This is a genomic window from Dyella sp. ASV21 (genome assembly GCF_016428975.1).
GTDB lineage: Bacteria > Pseudomonadota > Gammaproteobacteria > Xanthomonadales > Rhodanobacteraceae > Dyella.
In genome coordinates, this window is record NZ_JAELTT010000035.1 from 21429 (window position 1) to 42468 (window position 21040).

Sequence of the window (21040 nt, forward strand, 5' to 3'; positions counted from 1 at the left end):
CACCCAGGCCACGGTGTGGTTAGGCTCGGGATTCTGTACCACCCACTTGGGGAACCCCGATGCTCCGTCTCCGCACGCTCGTCATTGCTACATCCATCGCGCTCGCCGCCTGCTCGCAGCAGTCCAACGAGCAGGCCGCCCAGCCGGCGCCCGCCAGCACCGCGCCGGCCAAGGCCAGCACCGCCGCCGCGCCTTCCGCCGAGGTCAGCGCCGTGAATCCGTTCTTCTCGCCCAGCACGCTGCCGTTCCAGGCGCCGCCGTTCGACAAGATCAAGGATGGCGACTACCAGCCGGCCTTCGAGGAAGGCATGAAGCAGCAGTTGGAGGAGATCCAGAAGATCGCCGACAACCCGGAGGCACCGACCTTCGAGAACACCTTCGTGCCGATGGAGAAGTCCGGCCAGCTGTTGAGCCGCGCCATGCATGCGTTCGACGCGGTCAGCGGCGCCAACACCAATGACGCGCTGCAAAAGGTGCAGGAGGATGAGGCGCCCAAGTTCGCCGAGCACCAGGACGCTATCGTGATGAACGATAAGCTGTTCAAGCGCATCTCGACGATCTACGACCAGCGCGACTCGCTCAAGCTCGATCCGGAATCCAAGCGCCTGGTCGAAGTGACCTACAGCAACTTCGTGCGCGGCGGCGCCAAGCTCTCCGACGCCGATAAGGCCAAGCTGAAGGACCTCAACAAGGAAGAATCCTCGTTGAGCACCCAGTTCACCAACAAGCTGTTGGCCGCCACCAAGGACGGCGCGCTGGTGATCGACGACAAGGCCAAGCTCGACGGTCTGTCCGATGGCGACGTCGCCGCCGCCGCCGAGGCCGCCAAGAGCCGCAAGCTTGATGGCAAGTGGGTGCTGCCGCTGCAGAACACCACGCAGCAGCCGGCGCTGCAGAGCCTCAACGATCGCCCCACCCGCGAAGCGTTGTTCAAGGCCTCGTGGAACCGCTCCGAAAAGGGCGACGCCAACGACACCCGCGATTTGATCTCGCGCATTGCGCAGATCCGCGCCGAGCAGGCCAAGCTGCTGGGCTTCTCCAGCTACGCTGCCTGGAAGCTGGAAGACCAGATGGCCAAGACGCCGGAAACGGCGCTCACCTTCATGGACAAGCTGGCTCCGGCCGCCACGGCGCGTGCCGAGCGCGAGGCCAAGGACATCCAGGATGTGATCGACCAGCAGAAGGGTGGCTTCAAGGTCGAGGCATGGGACTGGAATCACTACTCCGAGCAGGTGCGCAAGGCCAAGTACGATCTGGACGAATCGCAGATCAAGCCGTACTTCGAGCTGGATAACGTGCTGCAGAACGGCGTGTTCTACGCCGCCAACCAGCTCTACGGCCTGACCTTCAAGGAGCGCAAGGATATCCCCGTCTGGCAGCCGGACGTGCGCGTGTTCGAAGTGTTCGACAAGGACGGCACCTCGCTGGCGCTGTTCTATTGCGACTACTTCAAGCGCGACAACAAGAACGGCGGCGCCTGGATGAGCAACCTGGTCGACCAGTCCAAGCTCATGGGCACCAAGCCGGTGATCTTCAACGTTGCCAACTTCACCAAGCCCGCGCCGGGCCAGCCGGCCCTGCTGTCGTTCGACGACGTGATTACCATGTTCCACGAGTTTGGCCACGGCCTGCACGGCATCTTCGCCGACTCGCAGTACCCGAGCCTGTCGGGCGCGGCCACCGCGCGTGACTTCGTGGAGTTCCCGTCGCAGTTCAACGAGCATTGGGCGACCGATCCGAAGGTCTTCGCCAACTACGCCAAGAACTATAAGACCGGCGAGCCGATGCCGGCCGAGCTGGTGGAGAAGATCAAGAAGGCCAAGACCTTCAACAAGGGCTACGACATGACCGAGCTGGTCTCGGCCGCCTTGCTCGACATGAGTTGGCACAGCCTGAGTGCCGATGCGCCCAAGCAGGACCCGGACAAGTTCGAAGCCGACGCGCTCGCCAAGGCCAAGATCAATCTGAGCTACGTGCCGCCGCGTTACCGTTCCAGCTATTTCCAGCACATCTGGGGCAACGGCTACGCCGCCGGTTACTACGCCTACCTGTGGACGGAGATGCTGGCGGACGATGCGTTCCAGGGCTTCGTGGACAAGGGTGGCTTGACCCGCGAAAACGGCGATCGTTTCCGCGCCATGATTCTCTCGCGCGGTAATACCGAAGAGCTGAGCAAGCTGTACAAGGATTGGCGCGGCAAGGACCCGAGCATCGAGCCGATGCTGCTGAACCGCGGCCTGAAGGAAGCGCCGCAGAAGAAGTAAGGCGTTTCGTCGCGTGTGAGAAGAGGCCGGCCATGCCGGCCTCTTTTTTTGCCGCGCCTTGCGGCCCGTGCGACATTGACGACGATCAATGCCCAGGGCGACTGCTTGCGCATACTGCCTCCATCGGCGGAGGCGAAGACATGAAGGTTGGCGACGCAATGAATGGCGAGGTGCGCACCGCGCTTGTCAGCGATCCGGTGTCGCTTGCCATGCAGATCATGCTGGGCGCACGCGTGAGCGGCTTGCCGGTGGTGGACGATCAGGGCGGCCTCATCGGCATCCTTACCGAAGGCGACCTCATTCGTCGCTCGGAAGTGGGCACGGAGCGCCGTCGCCCCCGTTGGCTGGAGTGGGTGCTCGGTCCGCGCCGTCTCGCGCAGGAGTACGTGGGCACGCACAGTCGTCGCGTCGGCGACCTGATGTCCCGCGAGGTGCTCACGGTGGAAGAATCGGCGCCCCTGGGCGATGCGGTTGCCTTGTTGGAGCGTCATCACATCAAGCGCGTGCCGGTGACGCGCGATGGGCGGCTGGTCGGCATCCTCAGCCGGGCCGATCTGATGCGCGTATTCCTTGCCGCTTTGCCGAAGGAAGCCGCCGATGGCGTGGCGTCCGATGCGGATATCCAGCAGCACATTCATCAGGAAATGCTGCGTCATCCCTGGATCACGCGTTCGGCCGTCCAGGTCAACGTGGCGCGGGGTGCGGTCGATCTCGATGGCGTGGTTACCAATGAAGCTATGCGCCAGGCGCTGCGCGTACTGGTGGAGAACGTGCCCGGCGTGGTGTGTGTCACCGATAAGCTGACCACGGTGGATGCCACCACGGCTTATATGTAGACCGACGGGGGCCTGACCGATGAGGTCTGTTGAGGCGGTCGATCCGAGCATCCCTGGGCGCCGCGCCGCAGGCACTCAGTTGAGCATGGCCTGACGCGCACTCTCACCGCGGATGCGGCCAGGACAGATGCCGCTGACGCGCTTGAACAGCCGCCGGAACGCCGCTTCGCTGCTGTAACCCAGTTGCTGGGCGATGCCCGCCACCGATTGCTGCCGGTCACGCAGCCACTGCTCGGCAAGGCTTACCCGCCATTGGGTGAGGTATTGGATCGGCGGCACTTTCATCAGTTGGGTAAAGCGCTCTGCAAAGGCGGAGCGTGACATGCAGGCGAGGGCGGCCATCGACTGCATGGTCCACGCTTTGCCCGGTTGGTCGTGCACGGCGTGAAGCACGCGTGCGATGCGCGGATCGGCGAGTGAGGCGAATAGACCCTGGCGCTCGTCGGTGTCGCGTGCGTAATCGCAAATGGCCAGCGTGAACAACGCGTCGGCCAGCTTGTTCAACAGCACCTGCCGACCTGCACAGTCCTGATGAACCGCCTCCACCATCATCGCCGAAAGCTGCCGGAATGGCGTGCTGGAGCGTTCGGCGCGTATCACCATGCACGCGGGCAGCGCGAGCCCCAGCGGATGCGACGTTGTGCCGATGAAACGAAACTCGCCGCAGATGAGGCTGGTGCGGTCGCTGCCGTTGACGCCGCGCAAGCGATGCGGCGCGCCGTGCGGAAAAATCACCAGGTCGCCAGTTTCCAGCGTGATGCCCTGTGCGAGCACGGCGCTTTCCACTTGGCAGTCGCCATGACCTACCAGGTGAAACAGGCCGCATTCGTATCGAGGCTCATCGAGGAACCACTCGCCGCAGCGGTGCAGCTCAGCCACTACCTGCACCTGCAGCATCGATTGATTGAGCAGCGATTCCAGCGCGGGTTCGACCAGGCGAGGGCGGACACCGGCCGGACAGGAGGGGTTCGGTTCGATGTACATGGACAAGCTTCCTGCGAGTGGCTCTGAAAGCTAGTTCGCTGGAAGTCCGCCCAGGGTTACCTCGATGGGGTTGGCAGCATGGTTACCCCGCCGATCAGGCCATCCGCGAGCCAGCGCTGGAGCAGCGAGACCAGCGTGGGCAAGGCGTGATGAGGGCCGCGACGCTCGGCAAGGCGTTCACACAGCTGCGCCAGGGGCGCCCCTTGCAGGGCAGCCTTCAGTACGGGCAGCTCATCGGCATCGACTCGGCGGTAGCGCACCTCGGTCGAGGGGCGCCATACCAGGAGATGACGAGCGCGTGATGCGTAGCGCGGCCGGGGGCGCGGCAGGTCTTGGTCGGCGGCGCGGCGGAAGGCATCGGCGTTGAGCGCGCACGCCAGTACGGCGGCATGCCGCAATGGGCGAAGCCTGAGCGTGGCCCAGGCGGCCGGATCGATATCGGCGAGCGCGGAGGCATCGATCGGCGACTCGTCGGCGGCATCGAAAGCGGTCGAAATGGCCCAGTCCAGCGCGGCCACCTCGGCCCATGCCGGTCGCGCGCTCCAGGGCGCGGACTGGCCGAGGAAGTGCGTCATGCCCTGACCGTGCCAGCGGATGTTGTAGTGGGTGGATGGGTGTGCGGCGACATACGCGTCCAGCAGCGTTTCGAAGCGCCGCCCGGCGAGCAGGCGCAGGCCGGGAAACTCCGTGGCCAGTGCATCGCGCAGGCGCAGGCAATAGCCGCGTTGATAGATGGCAAAGCGCTGGTCGCGATCGGCCAGGGCATCGCCGCAGAGTGATGCGGGCGAGGGGGCTACGCCGTCGCGCATGGCCTCGGCGAGCTGGCATTGCAGGGCATGCAGGGCGTTCACGCGGCTTCCTTGAGCCAGGGCATGGCCAGTGCGCGGGCCTGATCCAGCTCGGCGCGGAGTTCGGCCAGCGGAGGTATGTGGTCGTCGCGCTCGATCATGGTCGAGACGCGTCCAAAGCGACGCACGGCGGCCACATAGAGCGCCCACACCGAGTCGACGATGGGAGCATCGTGGGTATCGACCAGCAACGCACCGCCCTGCTCGTGCCCAGCCAAGTGAAACTGCTGCACGCGCTCAACCGGAATGCCTGCCAGATAGGCCTCGGCGGAGAACCCGTGATTGTGCGCGCTCACGTGCACGTTATTGATGTCCAGCAAAATGAGGCAGTCCGCTTGCTCCGCCACCGCGGCGAGGAACTCCCACTCGGTCAATTGCGAGTCGGCGAAACGGATGTAGCTCGATACGTTTTCCAGCAGGATGCGTCGGCCCAGGCGGTCTTGCACGCGGCGCACGCGCTGCACCACGTGGGCCAGCGCTTCCTCGGTATAGGGAAGGGGCATGAGGTCGTGCAGGTTCACGCCTTGTACGCCGGTCCAGCACAGGTGGTCGGAAATCCATGCCGGTTCGACGCGCCTGGCGAGGGCATCCAATTGCGTCAGGTAATGCTCGTCCAGCGGGTCGGTGCCGCCGATCGATAGCGACACGCCGTGCATCACCAGCGGAAAGCGTTCGCGGAAGCGCTCCAGCCAACGCAGCGGTCGGCCGCCGGGCACGAGATAGTTTTCCGAGACGATTTCCAGCCACTGCACGTTGCCCGGCTGGTCGAGCAGTGCCTCGTAGTGATCGACACGCAAGCCCAGGCCGAAGCCGAGGTAGGGGAGCGAAGGCGATGAGTGCATAAGCGTCACGGCGGCAAGCGGGGCTCCGGCACAGGCCGGAGACCCCGGTGATCCAATCAGGACTGTTTTGCTGCAGCCTGCGCCGCATCGCAGTCTTGCTGAGTCTTCTGCATGGTGAAGCCCTGGCCCTTGCACGAGTTCTGGCCCTTGCATGCATTGGTGGCCTGCTTGCAGGCGCCGTGGCCCTTGCAGCTGGAGGAATTCATACACTTCACGCTGGCGGTGTCGCCGCTGGCGGTCTTGTCGGCGGCCGCGGCGGACATCGACGTAGCGGCGAACAAGCCCGCCACCATCATTGCCAACGCCGCGCCATTGAGCTTGCTGTTCTTCATGACTAACTCCTGTCGAATCGAGATGCCGCGCAGGGCGGCGCACAGTGACTATGTCGGGTCCTGATGGGCGGGGGGCTGGCAGGTGCCGACGGGGAGCATTCTCGATGGATGGATGGCGGCAGGCTGTTCCCGCGCGTCCTGCGTTTGTGCCCGATCGTCCGGCGATGCACGGAAAGAGTGCCTGCTCGCCAAGATGTGGACGTTGGGCAAGAAAGCCTGGACGGCGGAATATGGCGGGGCCGTGGTCGTGCTCCGCATGATGCAAACCACTTCTCGTCACGGATTGCATCGTCATGCGCCAACTCATCGCCACCACATCATCGCGCGTGCTTGGGTACCTTCACCGTATCGAATGGCTGGGGCCGCTGGTCGTGCGGCTGGTGTTTGGCTACTTCTGGTTGGAAACCGGCATTGCCAAGGTGCATAACCTGGATGGCTTCGTTCAACGTTTCATCGGCTGGGGCATTCCCCATCCCGCGTTCAGTGCGGCGTTGTCCGCGTGGACCGAATTAGTGGGCGGCCTGCTGCTGATGCTTGGCCTGTGCACGCGCTTGGTGTGCATCCCCATGCTCATCAATATGGCCGTGGCCGTGACGCTGGTGGTATCCACCAACCTGATGGGCCTGGACGACTACGTGGAGGCGGACGAGATCGTCTACAGCCTGATCTTCTTCTGGCTACTGGTGTCGGGTCCCGGCAAGGCCAGCCTGGATACCTGGCTGGCGCGTGCGCTCGGTATTCGCACATACAGCGGCGCTGCGCGCGACGAAACAAGCACCCGTACGCGCGCCATGGCGCATTGAGCTTTCCCACTGGAGCAATCACTCATGAGCAAGTATGCGTTTGCTGTGCTTATCGCAGCGTTGTTGATGGCGGCGGGTGTTACCCATGCTGCCGAGGTGCCGTTCAACCAAGGGCCGTATCAGCAGGCCGTCGCGGCGGGTAAACCCGTCGTGGTCTATTTTCACGCGGACTGGTGCCCGACCTGCCGCGCGCAACAGCCCATCGTGGATCGACTGGCCCGCGAGCAGGGCTTCGCGCCGGTGACGATCTTCGTGGCGGACTTCGACAAGGAGACCGCGCTGGAGAAGTCGCTCAAGGTGGATCATCAATCCACCTTCGTGGTGTTCAAGCAAGGGCATGAAGTAGGACGTTCCACCGGGCAAACGGCGGAGAGTGCGATTCGGGCCGTCTTGCAGCAGGCGCTTTGATGGATTTCGGCGTCGCTACCTACGGGCTGGGATTCCTTGCGGGTATGGCAACGCTGTTGTCGCCCTGCGTGTTGCCGATACTGCCCTTGCTGTTCGCCTCGGCGCTGTCGCGGCATCGTTGGGGTGCGGCCATGCTCGCGCTCGGCCTGGCTCTTTCTTTTGCATTGACCGGCACGCTGCTCGCTACGCTGGGCGCGCACCTGGGCTTGGATATGCGCGTGGTGCGACGCGCGGGTGCCCTGCTGATGGTGCTGTTTGGGCTGGTGATGCTGTTGCCGTTTGGACGCGAGCTATTTGCTCGCGCGGGCGCGCACCTGGGCAACACCGGGCAGCGCGCGCTGGGGCGAGTGCGTGGCGAGGGCGGCTTGAGCCAGTTGGCCATTGGACTGCTGCTTGGCGTCGTATGGAGCCCGTGCGTAGGTCCCACGCTGGGCGCGGCCACCACGCTTGCCGCGCAGGGGAAGAACCTGGGCCAGGTCGCCTTGTTGATGATGGTGTTCGGCTTGGGGGCGGGGATTCCTCTCTTGGCGCTCAGTGCCCTGCCGGGGGCCGCCATGCTTCGCCTGCGCGGCGGCTTGCTCAAGCTGGGCACGGGCGTGCGAGTAGTCTTGGGCCTGTGTTTCGTGCTGATAGGCGCGCTGGTGTTCACGGGACTCGATCGCGTCATCGAGGCATTCGTGTTGTCCATCAGTCCCGATTGGCTGACGCGCCTCACCACGTCGTTCTAACCACGGGCTCAGCGTCGTTGGCGCACGCGTGGAGTCATCGGCGTTGCCGCCGTAAGGAGGAAAGCACCATGTCGCTTCGCCTTGCAACGGTTCTATGGCTTGGTCTTGTCTGTGCGTTGGGCGACGCCACGCAGGCGCAAGGTGCGCCATCTCCCCCGGCTATCCAGCTGCGGCTGGATGGCAAGCCCGCCTATCTCATTGATGAAGCGGCCCTGGTGACGATGCGGCGCGTGACCGTGCGCGCGGCGCTTCCGGGTGGGCCGGTACGGTCCTGGCAGGGGGTGGCGCTGGAGGACATCGTGCGACGCACCTGCGTAGCCTCCGACGATGCGCTGGCGGGACGTGCGCTCGCGCGGTTCGTGCGCGTGAGCGGTGCCGACGGTTCGCAGGTGGTGTTCAGTGCCGCCGAGCTGGATGACGATTTCGGTGGCACCGCGGTGATCCTCGCGGATCGCGTGGACGGTCAGCCGTTGACCAACGACGGCCCTTTCCGCCTGATCGTTCCGCATGACCGACGTGGCGACCGCTCGATGGCCCAGGTCACCACCGTGGAAGTGGTCGACGCTTCCACGCCGTGAGTCGCCATGCGCCTACGCGCCGGCTTTACAGCGGCAGGTAGACCTCGTGCCACAACGTGACCAGGCCTTGCGCATCGAAAGCGAGCAGGAGCATGGCTTCAAAGCGATCGAGCGTGCCATCCAGGCGATGCACGCGCGCGGTCATGGCGACGCTTGCCTGGTCTCCTTCGGCGACCAGGGCATGCAGGTCGTAATCGATCGACTGGATGGTGCGACGAAAGCCGTCGAGGAACTCCAGGTAGTTCCGGTAATTGGCGGCATAGGTGCGGCCATTGGCCTTCACGGTGAACTGGGGCGCGAAGCGGGTGGCGATGTCCGCTTCGCCGAGTACGCTGGCGGCAGTGAGGTGCTGGCGGTTCCAGTCGAGCAATCGATGGCAGGCGAGTCGTGCGTCGAGGGTTGGCATGGTGCGTGACGTTTTAGGAAGTGAAGGGAACGCGCCGCGTTGCAACCCGAAAAAAAGCCCCGCCGTTGCGGCGGGGCTTTAAGCGGCGGGCGTGTTGCGCTCAGTAGGCGAATTCGCGGAACACCGGGTCCACCTTGCCACCCCACGCGCCATGGAACAGTTCCAGCTTGCGCTCGGCGGGCGTTTGGTTGGCTTCCACGATCTCGATCATCGGCTCGAGGAAGATGCTCTCGTCCGCACCGTTGCGGTTGAGGCGGGCGCGGCGCTTGAGGCCGTGTGCGGCAATCTTCAGCGCTTCGGCCGACAGCTCACGCACGCTGTGCGAACGGAACGGCAGTTTGAGTGCATGCCTGGGCACGCCGTCGCGCAGGGCGTGGCGTTCTTCGCGGGTAAAGTCCTTCACCAGGTCCCACGCGGCGGTCAGTGCGTCGTCGTCATAGAGCAGGCCCACCCAGAATGCGGGCAGGGCGCACAGGCGATTCCACGGGCCGCCGTCCGCGCCGCGCATCTCCAGGTATTGCTTGAGGCGCACCTCGGGGAAGGCGGTGGTGAGGTGGTCGGCCCAGTCTTTCATGGTGGCGCGCACGCCGGGCAGCGCCGGCAGGTCGCCCGCCATGAAGCGCTTGAAGTCCTGTCCCGAGAGGTCGATGTACTGGCCATTCTGGTAGCTGAAGTACATCGGCACATTGAGCATGTAGTCGACATAGCGTTCGTAGCCGAAGCCTTCCTCGAACACGAAATCGAGCATGCCGGTGCGGTTCGGGTCGGTGTCCTCCCACACGTGCGAGCGGTAGGAGAGGTAGCCGTTGGGCTGGCCATCGGTGAACGGCGAGTCGGCGAACAGCGCGGTGGCGATGGGCTGCAAGGCGAGGCTGGTGCGGAACTTGCGCACCATGTCGGCTTCGCTGGAGAAATCCAGGTTCACCTGCACGGTGCAGGTGCGGGTCATCATGTCCAGGCCCAGGCCGCCGACCTTGGGCATGTATTCGCGCATGATCTTGTAGCGGCCCTTGGGCATCCACGGCATCTCGTCGCGGCGCCATTTGGGCTGAAAGCCCATGCCGAGAAAGCCGATGCCGAGGTCGTCGGCGATGGAGCGCACCTCGGCGAGGTGGCTGTTCACCTCGCAACATGTCTGGTGAATGGTTTCCAGCGGCGCGCCGGAAAGCTCGAGCTGGCCGGCCGGCTCCAGGGTGATGGAAGCCATGTCGCGCGACAGCGCCACCGGGTTGTCGCCCTCGCGGGCCACGTCCCAGCCGTAGCGGGAGGCGAGCGACTCCAGCAATACGCGGATGCCGCGCTCACCTTCGAAGGTGGGCGGACGCAGGTTGTCGGTAAGGAAGCCGAACTTCTCGTGCTCGGTGCCGATGCGCCAGGCCTCGCGCGGTTTCTCGCCGGCGGCCAGGTAGTCGGTGAGTTGCTGGCGGCTGCCGATGGGCGTGCTCTTGACGGCACTGGGTATGGACACGGGGGACTCCCTGGCAAAGTTAGCCCCCACTTTGGGGGTGACTGGGCCAATTTCAAAGTGCCGGGCGCCCGGCCGGGCCCAATTCAGGCCGGCGGCGGGAAATCGATGCGCATGCGTGTGCCCCCGCCGCTGCTGCCATCGAGGATGGTGAGCTGGCCACCATGCACGCGAGCCACCTCGTCGACAATGGACAGCCCCAGGCCGCAGCCGTCGGGCGGGCTGCCGGCGCCGCGGTAGAAGCGTTCACGCACTTTGTCGCGTTCGTCCAGTGGAATGCCGCTGCCGCTGTCGTCCACTTCCAGAAAGGCGTGTTGGTTCTCCACGCCGCAGCGCACCGTGATGTTGCCGCCTTCCGGGGTATGGCGAATAGCGTTGTCGATCAGGTTGATCAGCAACTCGTGCAACAGCCAGTACACGCCGCTGACCTGGGCCGGCTGGGCATCTGCACCCAGGTCGATGCCGTGGGCGAGCGCGCGGTCGAGCACGCTATCGATGACTTCGCTGACCAGATGCGTCAGGTCCACCGGCGCGAAATGGCTGGCGCGATGGGCGGACGGCTCAGCGCGGGCCAGCGTGAGCAGCTGGTTGGCGGTATGGGCGAGACGATCCACCCCGCCTTGCAACAGGGCGATGCGGTCCTCCAGGGCGGTGCCGGCGGTTTCCCGGCCCAACACTTCCAACTGCGCCTTGAGGCCGGTGAGCGGCGTGCGCAATTGATGCGCGGCATTGGCCATGAAGTGCTGCTGCGACAGCACCGAGTCGCGCACGCTGCCGAGCAAGGTGTTGAGCGATTCGACCACGGGCAGCACTTCGGAGGGCACGTGCTCGGTGGAGAGCCTGGACATCACCTGCGGAGGACGTCCGGCGATCTGGCGACTCAGGCGCTGCAAAGGGCGCAGCGCGATGCGGATGCCGATCAGCGCGATCACCAGCACCGCGGCCATCTGGATGGTGTCGTTGATGAGGAAGGCCACGTCCAGCCGATGCACGGCCCGATCACGCCGGATCGGCGTTTCCGCCACGGTCACGATCAGTGGCGTGCCGATTTCCGCGGTGCGGTAGCTGGCCACGCGGACGTATTCGCCGCGAAACTGGATGTCGGCGTAGCTGAAGCCATCTTCCGAATGATCGTCGGGCGCCAGTGGCAGGTCGTCGACACCGGCAAGTGTGCCGCCATCGGAGCGGCTTACGCGGTAGAAAAAGTGCTCGCCCTCCCATGCGCGCAACGGCGGCGGCGGGTGCTTGGGCAGGCTTACCGCCAGTTCGCCGTCGGGCATGGCGTGGATGCGCGCGACGATGGCCAGGGCCGAGCGCGACAGCGAATGATCGAAGGCACTATGGATAGGGCTGACGATCACGTGGTGATCCACCGCCACGCCCGCGACCAGCAACAGCAGCAGCGGCGCCAGCAAATAGCTCAGCAGGCGGCCGTGGACGCTGCTGGGCCGCTTGCGCTCAGCCATCTTCGAGGCGATAGCCCAGCCCGCGGATGCCGCGCACGGTGGCCGAACCGCCGAGCTTGCTGCGCAGGCGCGATACATGCACCTCGATGGCGTTGCCGGAGATGTCTTCGCTCCAGCCGGTAATGGCCTGGGTCAGCCGCTCCTTGCTCACCACGCGGCCGCTGTGATGCGCCAGGCATTCCAGGATCGACCACTCGCGGCGGGTCAGTTCCAGCACGTCGCCCGCGGCGTTGAGCGCGCGGCGTCCGGCCAGGTCGATGCGCAGGCCGCCGATCACGATCTCGTTGGCGGCGGCGGCGGTGGCGCGGCGGATCAGGGCGCGGCAACGGGCCGCCAGTTCCGGTAGTGCGAACGGCTTGACCAGGTAGTCGTCGGCGCCCAAGTCCAGCGCGTTGATGCGATCGTCCAGACCGTCGCGAGCCGTCACGATCAACAGCGGCAGCGAGCTGCCACCGCGACGGAGCTTGCGCACCAGGGACAGGCCGTCCTCGCCCGGAAGACCCAGGTCCACGATGGCCAGATCGTAGTGGGTGTCAGCAAGGCGCGCAGTCACCGATTCGGCGTCAGGCACGGCGTCGACCACATAACCGGTGCTCACCAAACCACGGGTAATCGCATCGGAAACCAGGGAATCATCTTCGACCAGCAGGATACGCATAAGGCACACGAGTAAGGCGTCACCTACATGCTAACAGGCGAGGCTGAGAACTAGCTAACGGAAAGCGCTTACCTTTGCCAGGCCAAAAATAAGGCGGCGAAGGGTTCGCCGCCTGCCGCGCCGCAAGCCCCGGAGCTTGGCTCGGTAACGGGAGTGTCACCCGAGCCGAGCCCCGGAGGGTATGGCGCTGAAGGCTCCCCCGTAACCCGGGGGAGCGTGGTTCCGCAGGGCAAAGCCCGTTACCGCTGACCGGGGGGAGATCAGAAGTCGTAGCTCACCGAGAACCGGACGTAACGCGGCGTGGTGTAGGACAGCGGCACCTGCCAACTCTTGTTCAGTACGCCCGCGCCAGACTCGGAGGTCGGGTAGTACTGGGTGATTACCTGCTTGTCGAAGATGTTGTAGACCATCACGTCGAACGACAGCTTCTTGCCAGCCCAGTTCGGGCGGTATTCGGCATTAAGGCTGAAGATCTCCTGCCATGGCGTGCGACCGGTGGAGCCCGACGGCGCCGGCGTGCCATTGGGGCCGCAGAAGTGATACGAGGCGCCGTAACCGAACGGGTCGTCCTGGGTCGCACCGAAGTAGCCCAGGCACATCTTGGGCGTGCCGGAGAGGATCTGGGCGTTGCCGCCCACCAGCCATTCGGGGGTGATCTGGTAGTAGCCCACCATCTTCAGCTGGTGACGACGATCATTGGCCAGGTCACCGTTGGCGTTGGTCATCACACCGGCGTTGTCCCAGTCTTCGGTCTGCGACACGTCCTGCTGGCCGATGTCCGAACGCACCGAACCTTCGGTATTGCCGAAGTTGTGCGACCACACATAGTCGATGCGGCCGTACCACTTACCGTCGAACGGATGCTCCAGGTAGAAGTTGGCCGCCACGTACTTGCGCAGCAGGTTGGGCATGCCCCAGGCCGACCAGGGAATGGTCAGCGTGCTGTAGCCACCGGCGCCGTTGGACACGTCGATCTTGGCGGTGCGACCCGGGTTCAGGATGTAGCAACCGGTGGAACCGAGCGCGGCGACCGGGTCCAGACCCTGCGCCACGGCATAGTTCTGGATGGTGGTGTCGTCGCAGGTGTCATCCAGGTCGTTGCGCAGTACGCGGTAGGTGCCCTTGGCGCCCCACACCCAGTGCTGGTCGAACAAGTCGAGCGTCTTGTCGAAGCCGGCGATGAACTCGTCCTGGTACTCGGCCTTGGCGTTGGCGCTGGTCACCGTCTTGGGGTCCGGCGGGGTGCCGAACTCGTTGTTGGCCGACACGCCGGGATAACGGTCCTGCGTGATCTGGTTCAAGCCAAGCGGCGCGCCGGTGGTCGGGTCGATGCCGGTATAGGTGAAGTACTGCGAGGTGTATGTGCTGCCCGCGGCACCACGAATGGCCACATTGGGCGGCTCGGCCAGGTAGTAGCGGCCCGCGTTGGCGTAGAGCTTGAGCGAGGAATCCCCATACACGTCCCAGCTGGCGCCCAGGCGCGGTGCCCACTGCGGCTTGGTCAGGCGCAGGTAGGCGATGCCATCGGGGTTGTAGTTGGTGAACTGGTCGTTGCGGATGCCGATGTTCAACAGCAGGCGGTCGGTGACCTGCCAGGCGTCTTCGATGAACTGCGCGCGCTGCTTCACGCGGGCGCTGGCGGCATTGGCATAGATGGTCTTGGCGACGTAGTAGCCGTTGCCACCCGGTGCGCCGACGCTTTCGCCCGGCAGGGTCTGAATCGGCGCATTCGGATCGCCTGCCGAGTACACCCAGTAGTAGCCCGGACCGGACGGCGTGGTGCCGATGTCCAGCGAGTTCAAATCGAGGTTGTCGATGCCGACGGTGATCGAGTGGCCGTCGATCTTGTAGTTCAGGTCCAGGCGCAGGTTGGAGGTTTTGTCGTGCGCGTTGGGATCGTCCACGGTCTCGTTGATCTGCGGGCCGCTGATGCCGCTGGAGCCGGCCGGGATCATGCTCGGATCCTGGTTGTACGCGTGCAGCACGTAGGCGTCATCGCCACCGGCCGCGCGGCTGTAGTTCACCTGGTTCATCTTGCCGTACAGCGCTTCGACGGTCAGGTCGTCGGTGATGTAGCCGGTGTACTTGGCCGACCATAGGTCCGCGCCGCTCTTGGTATAGGTGGCCGGGCCGAGGTAGGCGCCGAGCGTGCCCTTGGTGGCGGGCGGCGTATAGGTGTACGCGTAGGTGTTGCCCGAATACATCGACTTGTTGGAGGCACCGGTGAATTCGAGGATGTTGCTCTCGTTGATGTTCCAGTCGATCTTGCCGTACCACTTGGGGCGCGAGTACGCGTAATCGGTCTGCGTCTGGGTGGAGCGCGAGGCCACGCTGACGCCATCGTCGATATGGTCGGCTTCCACCGCACCGAAGATGTACAGCGTGTCCTTGATCAGCGGGCCGCCGAAATAGGCGTCCTCGGCGTGTTCCCACGACTTGTTGTCGTTGCGGAACTGGTAGATCTGACCCTGGCGGCTGCCCGGACCGGTGAGGAACTGCGAGCCGGTGGGGTAGAAGGCGTTGTCCGGGTCGGCTTCGGCAAACTTCGGCTGCCACAGCACCTGGGCGCCAAAATGCCATTCGTTGGTGCCGCGCTTGCCCACCTGGTTGATCACGCCGCCGTCGGAGCGGCCGTATTGCGCGCCGTAGCCGCCAGAGAGCATCTGCTGCTGGTCGATGGCGCCATAGGGCAGGGTGATGCCGCCGAAGTTGTGCAGCACGTCGGTGGTGTTGAAGCCGTTGATGTAATACGCGTTCTCAGCGATGGACGAACCGCCGAAGGACACCAGCGTCTGGCCGGTCGGACCGGTGAAGTACGTGCTGCCCAGGTTTACACCCGGCGCGAGCACGGCGATCGCCTCGGCGCTGCGAGCCACCGGCAGCTTGGTCAGCTGGTCGGCGGTGATCACCGTGCGCGAGTCCATCTGGCTCACGTCGATGGCGGGCAGGGCGTTGGCCATCACCGTCACCGCGCCAAGGCTCTTGGCATCGGCGGCGGCCGCGGCGGCAAAGGAAACCTGCGTGCCCGCGCCCACCGTCAGTGCGACGTTCGAGCGGGTGTCCAGGATAGTGCCGTCCTTCTTCAGGCTCACCTTGTACGAACCCAGCGGCAGGCTGCCGGCGGAGTAGCGGCCGTTGGCGTCCACCGCGACTTCGCGGGTCACGCCGCTGTCGCTTTGGATGAGCACGGTGTCTCCCGTCGGCGCCGTGCCGAAGATCGAGCCGGTGGAGCTTTGTGCGGCGACCGGGCTAACCAGCGTGACGCCGGCGGCAACCGCCAGGGCCAGCGCGGTGCGGCGCAGCGCCCGTCGCGGTGAGGTGGATACGAAACGATGATTGGACATGCTTTCCTCTTAAGCCAGGTGGTACGACTCAAAACATCGAGCCAGCCTGCGGTCGCACAGGCGCACGCCGCCGCCTCCCGTGACAGGCACGGGTTGGTAGGACTGGCTCTATCTCCGTGGAAGAGGCTGCGCGTCGCGGAGCCTCCGGATGGCGGCGCGGCTTAGCCGGCAGCGTTCGGTGCGTGAGGGGATGCGTCCGCAATCCCGTGGTGGCCTGGTGCAGGCAAGCAGTGCAGCAACAGCATGACAAGCTCTCCCCTGGGGCCGACCACCGGCGACGGTGGCGTCCCTGAAAAAGGCCTCGAGAGGCCAACGTAAGTTTTTAGGCCGCAGAAACCCGCGCCACGCGGTTTACACCGGTGGAAAGTCGGATATCGGCTTGGCTTGTAGCTCCCCAGCGTCACGCGCTGCTGCTGTTGCAGTCATCGCGTCGCAACATCGACGTTACGTGTAGTCCAAACGTTACACAACGGTTATGAATGGGCTGTTCAGTTCCGAAAGAACTTGCTTGCAATCCTTGACTGAAGCGAGGCTTTCAGTTCGGTATTTCTCGCGACGAGAGCAGCCGGGGCGTGAATTAATGCGGACTTACGAGCAAGACCTTTCGTTTCTTCCGAAACCTTTCCGCAGGAATACGCGATGCCACAGGCAGTCAATCGCAGCATCTCTCGCCCCAAGTCGGATTTTACTGAACGAATGCTGAATTTCACTTGCCATGAACATAAAAGAAAAGCGCCCACCGAAGTGGGCGCTTTGGACGTCTAGACTGCTTTAAGGCCGATGGCTCAGTAGCGCGGCACCGAGGCGTCGATCTCGCGCGCCCAGGCGTCCATGCCGCCTTCGACGTTGTAGACCTTGCTGAAGCCATGCGCGGCAAAACGCTCGGCCACACCGCGGCTGGAAACGCCGTGGTGGCAGATGAAGGCGATCTCGGTGTCCTTGGGCAGGGCAGCCAGGGCTTCGTAGCCTTCCTCTTCCAGGATGCGGGCCTGCGCCAGCGCTGCGGCCTGGGCGCGGCCATGGGCCGGGCGCACGTCCACCAGGGTGAGGTTGCCGGCGGCCAGGCGCTCCTTGAGCTGCTGCACGGTGAGCGAGCCGATCTCCTGCGCGCCCGGGAACTTCAGGCTCAGGCCTTCGCCCTGCACGGTGGAGACCCAGTCGATCACGATGCCCTTGGCGCGCTGGGCGCTACCCGGGTCGAAATGCACTTCGATGCCGTTGGCCACCACCACGATGTCATGGTCGCTGCCCGGGGCCAGTTGGAAGCCGGCGCTATGGTCCGGGCCGATCTCCAGGTGCAGAGCCATGCCTTGGGCGCTGGCCGTGCCCTGGCGGATGGCCTCCGCGGCTTTGTCGGTGATGGTGATTTGCGGCGGCGTGCGGTCCGGAGCGGCCGCGCCGAACAGCTGATGCAGTTCGCCGCTGGCGTACATCTGGCGAATGATGTCCGCACCGCCCACGAGCTCGCCCTGTACGTATAGCTGGGGGATGGTCGGCCAGTCGCCGTACGCCTTGATGCCCTCGCGGATTTCCGGGTCTTCCAGCACATTGACCGTGTGGTAGTCCGGCAGCAGCTCGTTCAGCGTATTGGTGGCGGCGGCCGAGAAGCCGCACATCGGCTGTTGGCGGGTGCCCTTCATAAACAGCACCACGCGGTGGTTCTGCAGCAGGGATTCGATACGTTCGCGGGTGGCGCTGTCGAGGGACATGGAAAACTCCGGCAAAGAGGGCCAATTGTAGCCCCCTTGATATGCCGACGCCTGCCGCGGCTTCAAGGTGCGGCGGCCCGCTGGGGCGACCGCTTCAGGCCGCCGGTCGCAACTGGCTCAGATCCAGCTGGCTGCGGGTGAGCGGGGCCAGGGCCAGGGCCGCGGCCGGGGAGGGCAGCACCAGCTCCCGGCTGGCGCGACCCAGCGGGGCATGCTGTTCGCTCCAGTGGATCAGCTCCATGGCGCCGGTGTGGTCTTCGATCAGCGCCGTGCAGTGCTCCACCCAATCACCGTCGTTGAGATACAGCACGCCGTCCATGTCGCGCACATGCCCAAAGTGGATGTGTCCACAGATATGTCCATCGAAGCCACGTTCGCGCGCGTCGTCGGCCACCCGCTGCTCATAAGCGCGGATATAGGCCAGCGCCTTGCCGATGTGCGACTTCACAATGATCGAGAGCGGCAGGTAGGGCAGGTCCAGCCGGCGGCGCATCGCGTGCACGCGACGGTTGGTCCAGCAGATGAAGCGATGCATCACCTCCCCCAGGTGCACCATCCATGTGCGCCCGACCTGCTCCGGATCGAATTCGTCGCCGTGGCTGACGCGGTAGCGCCGTCCGTCCGCACCTTCGTGCACGGCGTCCAGCGCTATCTTTACGCCGCCAAAGCTCTGTCCGGCCAAGCCACGCACCGGGGCGTCGTGATTGCCGGGGATATAGGTTACTTCCACCCCGCGCCGGGCCAGGTCCAGTACCTCGGCGATCACTGCGCCGTGATCGGCGTGCCACCAGGTGCGGCGCGCCAGCGCTTCCATGTCGACGATGTCGCCAACCAGATAGAGTTTTTCGCAGCGCAGTTTGCGCAGGAAGTCGAGCAGGTAGCTGGCCTTGCAATCGGGCGTGCCCAGGTGCACGTCGGAGATGAAGGCGCTGCGGCAGTGAAAGGTCGCCATGGCAGTCTCTCCCGGTGGTTACCGGGAGCTCAGCATGCGCGCGGCAGGTCACCGCACGATGGCGGAATGGTTGCAGAGCGGTTGCGGCGCGCCCGAGACGGGCGTTGGCTCAGCCGGCGAGCAGCGCCTTGGCGACGGGCAGGGCGGCTTCCGTCCACAGCGCGTACTGTGCGGCAGACGGATGCAGTCCATCCTCGGCGAGCAGTGCCGGGTGCTGGCGGGACAGGCCGGTGATATCCACGAAGGCCACGCCGTGTTGGCTGGCCTCCTCGTGCGCGATGGCGTTGTAGGTATCCAGTTCCTGCGCGATGCGCCGCACGTCGCGGCCGCTGCCGTGTGCGAACGGAGTAACGCCCCAGTCGGGAATCGACAGCACCAGGGTGCGCTCGGCACGGTCGCCGGCCAAGCCGACAGCGCGCTTCAGCATGTGCCCGAACTCGCGCCGGTAATCCTCCGCGCTGCGGCCGCGGTACTGGTTGTTTACCCCGATCAGCAGGCTGACCAGGTCGTACGGCGGCTCGAACGTGGCGGCGTCCATGGCGGCCGCCAACTCGTCGGTGGTCCAGCCGGTGGTGGCGACGATGCGTGGATCGTCCAGCGCCACCCCCTCCCTGCGTAGCCGCACGGCCAGTTGCATCGGCCAGCGGCCGGCTTCGGGCACGCCCTCGCCGATCGAATAGGAATCACCCAGCGCGAGATAACGCATGGGGGATCAGGCCACCGCGGCGCGCGGCTTCTGCGCCGCCGCCATGCCGGCGAGTACGCGCTCGATGCGCACGAATACCTCGCGGATCTGATCCGGCGGTGGCAGCAGGGTCAGGCGCAGATGGCGACTGTGCGGCACGTTGAAGCTACTGCCGGGCACCACCAGCACCGATTCTTCTTCCAGCAGCCGCAGCGCAAAGGCGTTGTCGTCGAAGTCGCCCAGGCGATCGGCGCGCACGCGCGGGAACGCATACAACGCACCCGAAGGCGCCACGATGTCCAGGAAGTGGCTGGCGGCCACGCCTTCCAGCACGGCACGGCGTGCCTCATGCAGGCGACCGCCCGGCGCGGTGAGCGCGTTGATGGTCGGTGCGCTTTGCAGGGCCGGACGCACGGCCCACTGGGCGGTGACGTTGGCGCAAAGACGCAGCGCGGCCAGCAACTGCAGGGCGTCGCGATAATCGGTGCTACGTGCGGGGTCGCCCGACAGGCTCATCCAGCCCACGCGGTAACCGCAGGCGCGATGCACCTTGCTGAGGCCGCCAAAGCTGACGCAAGGGAGGTCACCGGCTACTTCGGCCAACGGCTGGAACGGCGTGCCGTCGTACAGGATCTCGTCGTAGATCTCATCGCTCAGCAGCAGCAGATGATGCTTGGCGGCGATGGCGACGATGCGCTCCAGCAACTCGCGCGGATAGACCGCGCCGGTGGGATTGTTCGGATTGATCAGCACCAGGGCGCGCGTGCGCGGCGTCACCAGGGCTTCGATCTCGGCCGGGTCGGGCAGGTGGCCGTGCTCGGCGAGGCAGCGGTAGTAGCGCGGCTTGCCGTCGTTGAGGATGGTGGCTGCGCTCCACAGCGGGTAGTCGGGGCTGGGCAGCAGTACTTCGTCGCCTGGCTGCAGCAGGGCGCGCAGGCTCAGGTCGATCAGCTCGCTCACGCCGTTGCCGATGAACACCCGTTCCATGTCCACGCCGCGGGCACCGCGATGGCGCTGCTGGGCGGCGATGGCGTCGCGGGCTTCCTCCAGGCCCTGCTCGTGGCCGTAGGCCTCGCTTTCCTGCAGGTGGCGGGCGATCGCCTCGCGCAGGTGAGCGGGTGTTTCGAAGCCGTAACGGCCCGGATTGCCGATGTTGAGCTTGATGATCGGGAGGCCAGCAGCCTCCAGCTCACGCGATCGCCGGGTGAGTGCGCCACGGATTTCGTAGCGCACGTCCGCCAGGTGCGCACTGGGTTTGATCGAGGCCAACGCGAACGTCCTTTGACTTGTTGTTGTCGCGGCGCAGCAAACGCCGGCATTTCCCGCATGCTAGCAGCGTCCCGGCGCGTCGTGGGAGCCTGAAAAGGCCGCGTTTCGGGCTTTTTTCTGTCAGTTCGCCACTTGCGCTGCCCCGGCCATCCCCGACACGCCGCTTGCCGCGTCGCCGCCTCGGCAAGCGGCGTGCGGATGGCGGTCGTATTTCGAGTGGGCGTACAGGGCATAATTCCGTCCCATGACGGATGCCCAGATTATTGAGCGACTGCGCCGGATCGGTTGGCGCGGCGACACTTTGCCCGGCGAAGGTCGGCAGTTGGCCCGTGTGGTGGCACAGCACCGCGCCGGCTATGAACTGCACGACGGCGAGCAGCTGTTCGGCGCGCAGCCTGCCGGGCAGTTCCTCAAGCGCAACCTGGACCCGGCCGAGCGGCCGGCGGTGGGCGACTTCGTGGAA

At 65.2% G+C, this 21040-nt stretch carries 19 protein-coding genes and 1 pseudogene; 7 read left to right on the forward strand and 13 right to left on the reverse strand.

Annotated features, from left to right (window positions below; translation table 11 throughout):
- Positions 1-59 precede the first annotated feature (59 nt).
- Both dcp and JHD67_RS12980 read left to right on the forward strand, forming a co-directional pair.
- Positions 60-2264 (forward strand): peptidyl-dipeptidase Dcp, encoded by a 2205-nt coding sequence (gene dcp / locus JHD67_RS12975; RefSeq protein ID WP_199099608.1) that lies wholly within the window; start codon positions 60-62, stop codon positions 2262-2264.
- A gap of 140 nt (positions 2265-2404) precedes the next feature.
- A complete protein-coding gene (locus JHD67_RS12980; RefSeq protein WP_199099609.1) occupies positions 2405-3100 on the forward strand; it encodes a CBS domain-containing protein in 696 nt (231 codons plus the stop codon).
- A 75-nt stretch (positions 3101-3175) separates the two neighbouring features.
- Here JHD67_RS12980 and JHD67_RS12985 read toward each other — a convergent pair whose 3' ends face one another.
- From JHD67_RS12985 to JHD67_RS13000, 4 genes are read right to left on the reverse strand one after another with little or no spacing between them, the layout of a single operon-like run.
- Positions 3176-4084: an AraC family transcriptional regulator gene (locus JHD67_RS12985; protein WP_199099610.1), complete on the reverse strand. Its 909-nt coding sequence runs from the start codon at positions 4082-4084 to the stop codon at positions 3176-3178.
- 56 nt (positions 4085-4140) lie between these two features.
- A complete protein-coding gene (locus JHD67_RS12990) occupies positions 4141-4935 on the reverse strand; it encodes a DNA-binding domain-containing protein (RefSeq protein WP_199099611.1) in 795 nt (264 codons plus the stop codon).
- Complete coding sequence (locus JHD67_RS12995; protein ID WP_199099612.1) at positions 4932-5774, reverse strand: DUF692 domain-containing protein; 843 nt, start codon at positions 5772-5774, stop codon at positions 4932-4934. Before JHD67_RS12995 ends, JHD67_RS12990 begins: the two co-directional genes overlap by 4 nt.
- A gap of 56 nt (positions 5775-5830) precedes the next feature.
- Entirely contained in the window at positions 5831-6106 is a 276-nt protein-coding gene (locus JHD67_RS13000) for a hypothetical protein (RefSeq protein ID WP_199099613.1), read from the reverse strand.
- A gap of 293 nt (positions 6107-6399) precedes the next feature.
- On the opposite strand from JHD67_RS13000, the gene JHD67_RS13005 reads away from it, so the two are divergent.
- The 4 genes from JHD67_RS13005 to JHD67_RS13020 all read left to right on the forward strand — a co-directional run bounded on the left by JHD67_RS13005 (position 6400) and on the right by JHD67_RS13020 (position 8623).
- Entirely contained in the window at positions 6400-6909 is a 510-nt protein-coding gene (locus JHD67_RS13005; protein ID WP_199099614.1) for a DoxX family protein, read from the forward strand.
- 24 nt (positions 6910-6933) lie between these two features.
- Positions 6934-7317, forward strand: a complete 384-nt coding sequence (locus JHD67_RS13010) for a thioredoxin family protein (protein ID WP_199099615.1) — start codon at positions 6934-6936, stop codon at positions 7315-7317.
- A complete protein-coding gene (locus JHD67_RS13015; protein WP_199099616.1) occupies positions 7317-8045 on the forward strand; it encodes a cytochrome c biogenesis CcdA family protein in 729 nt (242 codons plus the stop codon). The genes JHD67_RS13010 and JHD67_RS13015 overlap by 1 nt, the downstream gene beginning before the upstream one ends.
- Positions 8046-8113: 68 nt before the next feature.
- Positions 8114-8623, forward strand: a complete 510-nt coding sequence (locus tag JHD67_RS13020; RefSeq protein WP_199099618.1) for a molybdopterin-dependent oxidoreductase — start codon at positions 8114-8116, stop codon at positions 8621-8623.
- A gap of 25 nt (positions 8624-8648) precedes the next feature.
- On the opposite strand, the gene JHD67_RS13025 is transcribed toward JHD67_RS13020, so the two are convergent.
- The 9 genes from JHD67_RS13025 to JHD67_RS13065 all read right to left on the reverse strand — a co-directional run bounded on the left by JHD67_RS13025 (position 8649) and on the right by JHD67_RS13065 (position 20577).
- The gene (locus JHD67_RS13025) at positions 8649-9029 is read right to left on the reverse strand and encodes a nuclear transport factor 2 family protein (RefSeq protein WP_199099619.1); all 381 of its coding nucleotides are present in this window, start codon (positions 9027-9029) and stop codon (positions 8649-8651) included.
- Positions 9030-9129: 100 nt separating this feature from the next.
- Entirely contained in the window at positions 9130-10497 is a 1368-nt protein-coding gene (locus JHD67_RS13030; protein ID WP_199099621.1) for a glutamate--cysteine ligase, read from the reverse strand.
- An 83-nt stretch (positions 10498-10580) separates the two neighbouring features.
- Positions 10581-11960, reverse strand: a complete 1380-nt coding sequence (locus JHD67_RS13035) for a sensor histidine kinase (protein ID WP_199099623.1) — start codon at positions 11958-11960, stop codon at positions 10581-10583.
- Positions 11953-12618, reverse strand: a complete 666-nt coding sequence (locus tag JHD67_RS13040; protein ID WP_199099625.1) for a response regulator — start codon at positions 12616-12618, stop codon at positions 11953-11955. The genes JHD67_RS13035 and JHD67_RS13040 overlap by 8 nt, the downstream gene beginning before the upstream one ends.
- Before the next feature lie 260 nt (positions 12619-12878).
- Complete coding sequence (locus tag JHD67_RS13045; protein WP_199099627.1) at positions 12879-15962, reverse strand: TonB-dependent receptor; 3084 nt, start codon at positions 15960-15962, stop codon at positions 12879-12881.
- A 785-nt stretch (positions 15963-16747) separates the two neighbouring features.
- Entirely contained in the window at positions 16748-17671 is a 924-nt protein-coding gene (gene grxD / locus JHD67_RS13050; RefSeq protein WP_199099632.1) for a Grx4 family monothiol glutaredoxin, read from the reverse strand.
- Between the two features lie 94 nt (positions 17672-17765).
- Positions 17766-18623 carry a UDP-2,3-diacylglucosamine diphosphatase gene (locus JHD67_RS13055; protein ID WP_199099633.1) on the reverse strand — a complete coding sequence of 286 codons (858 nt, stop codon included), beginning with the start codon at positions 18621-18623 and terminating at the stop codon, positions 17766-17768.
- Positions 18624-18732: 109 nt separating this feature from the next.
- On the reverse strand, positions 18733-19329 hold the full coding sequence (locus tag JHD67_RS13060) for an SGNH/GDSL hydrolase family protein (RefSeq protein WP_199099635.1): 597 nt from the start codon (positions 19327-19329) through the stop codon (positions 18733-18735).
- Between the two features lie 6 nt (positions 19330-19335).
- Positions 19336-20577 (reverse strand): aminotransferase class I/II-fold pyridoxal phosphate-dependent enzyme, encoded by a 1242-nt coding sequence (locus JHD67_RS13065; RefSeq protein WP_199099640.1) that lies wholly within the window; start codon positions 20575-20577, stop codon positions 19336-19338.
- Positions 20578-20821: 244 nt separating this feature from the next.
- Between JHD67_RS13065 and JHD67_RS13070 the strand changes: the two are divergent.
- Positions 20822-21040 (forward strand): annotated as a pseudogene (locus JHD67_RS13070) (GTPase RsgA); the annotation flags it as partial.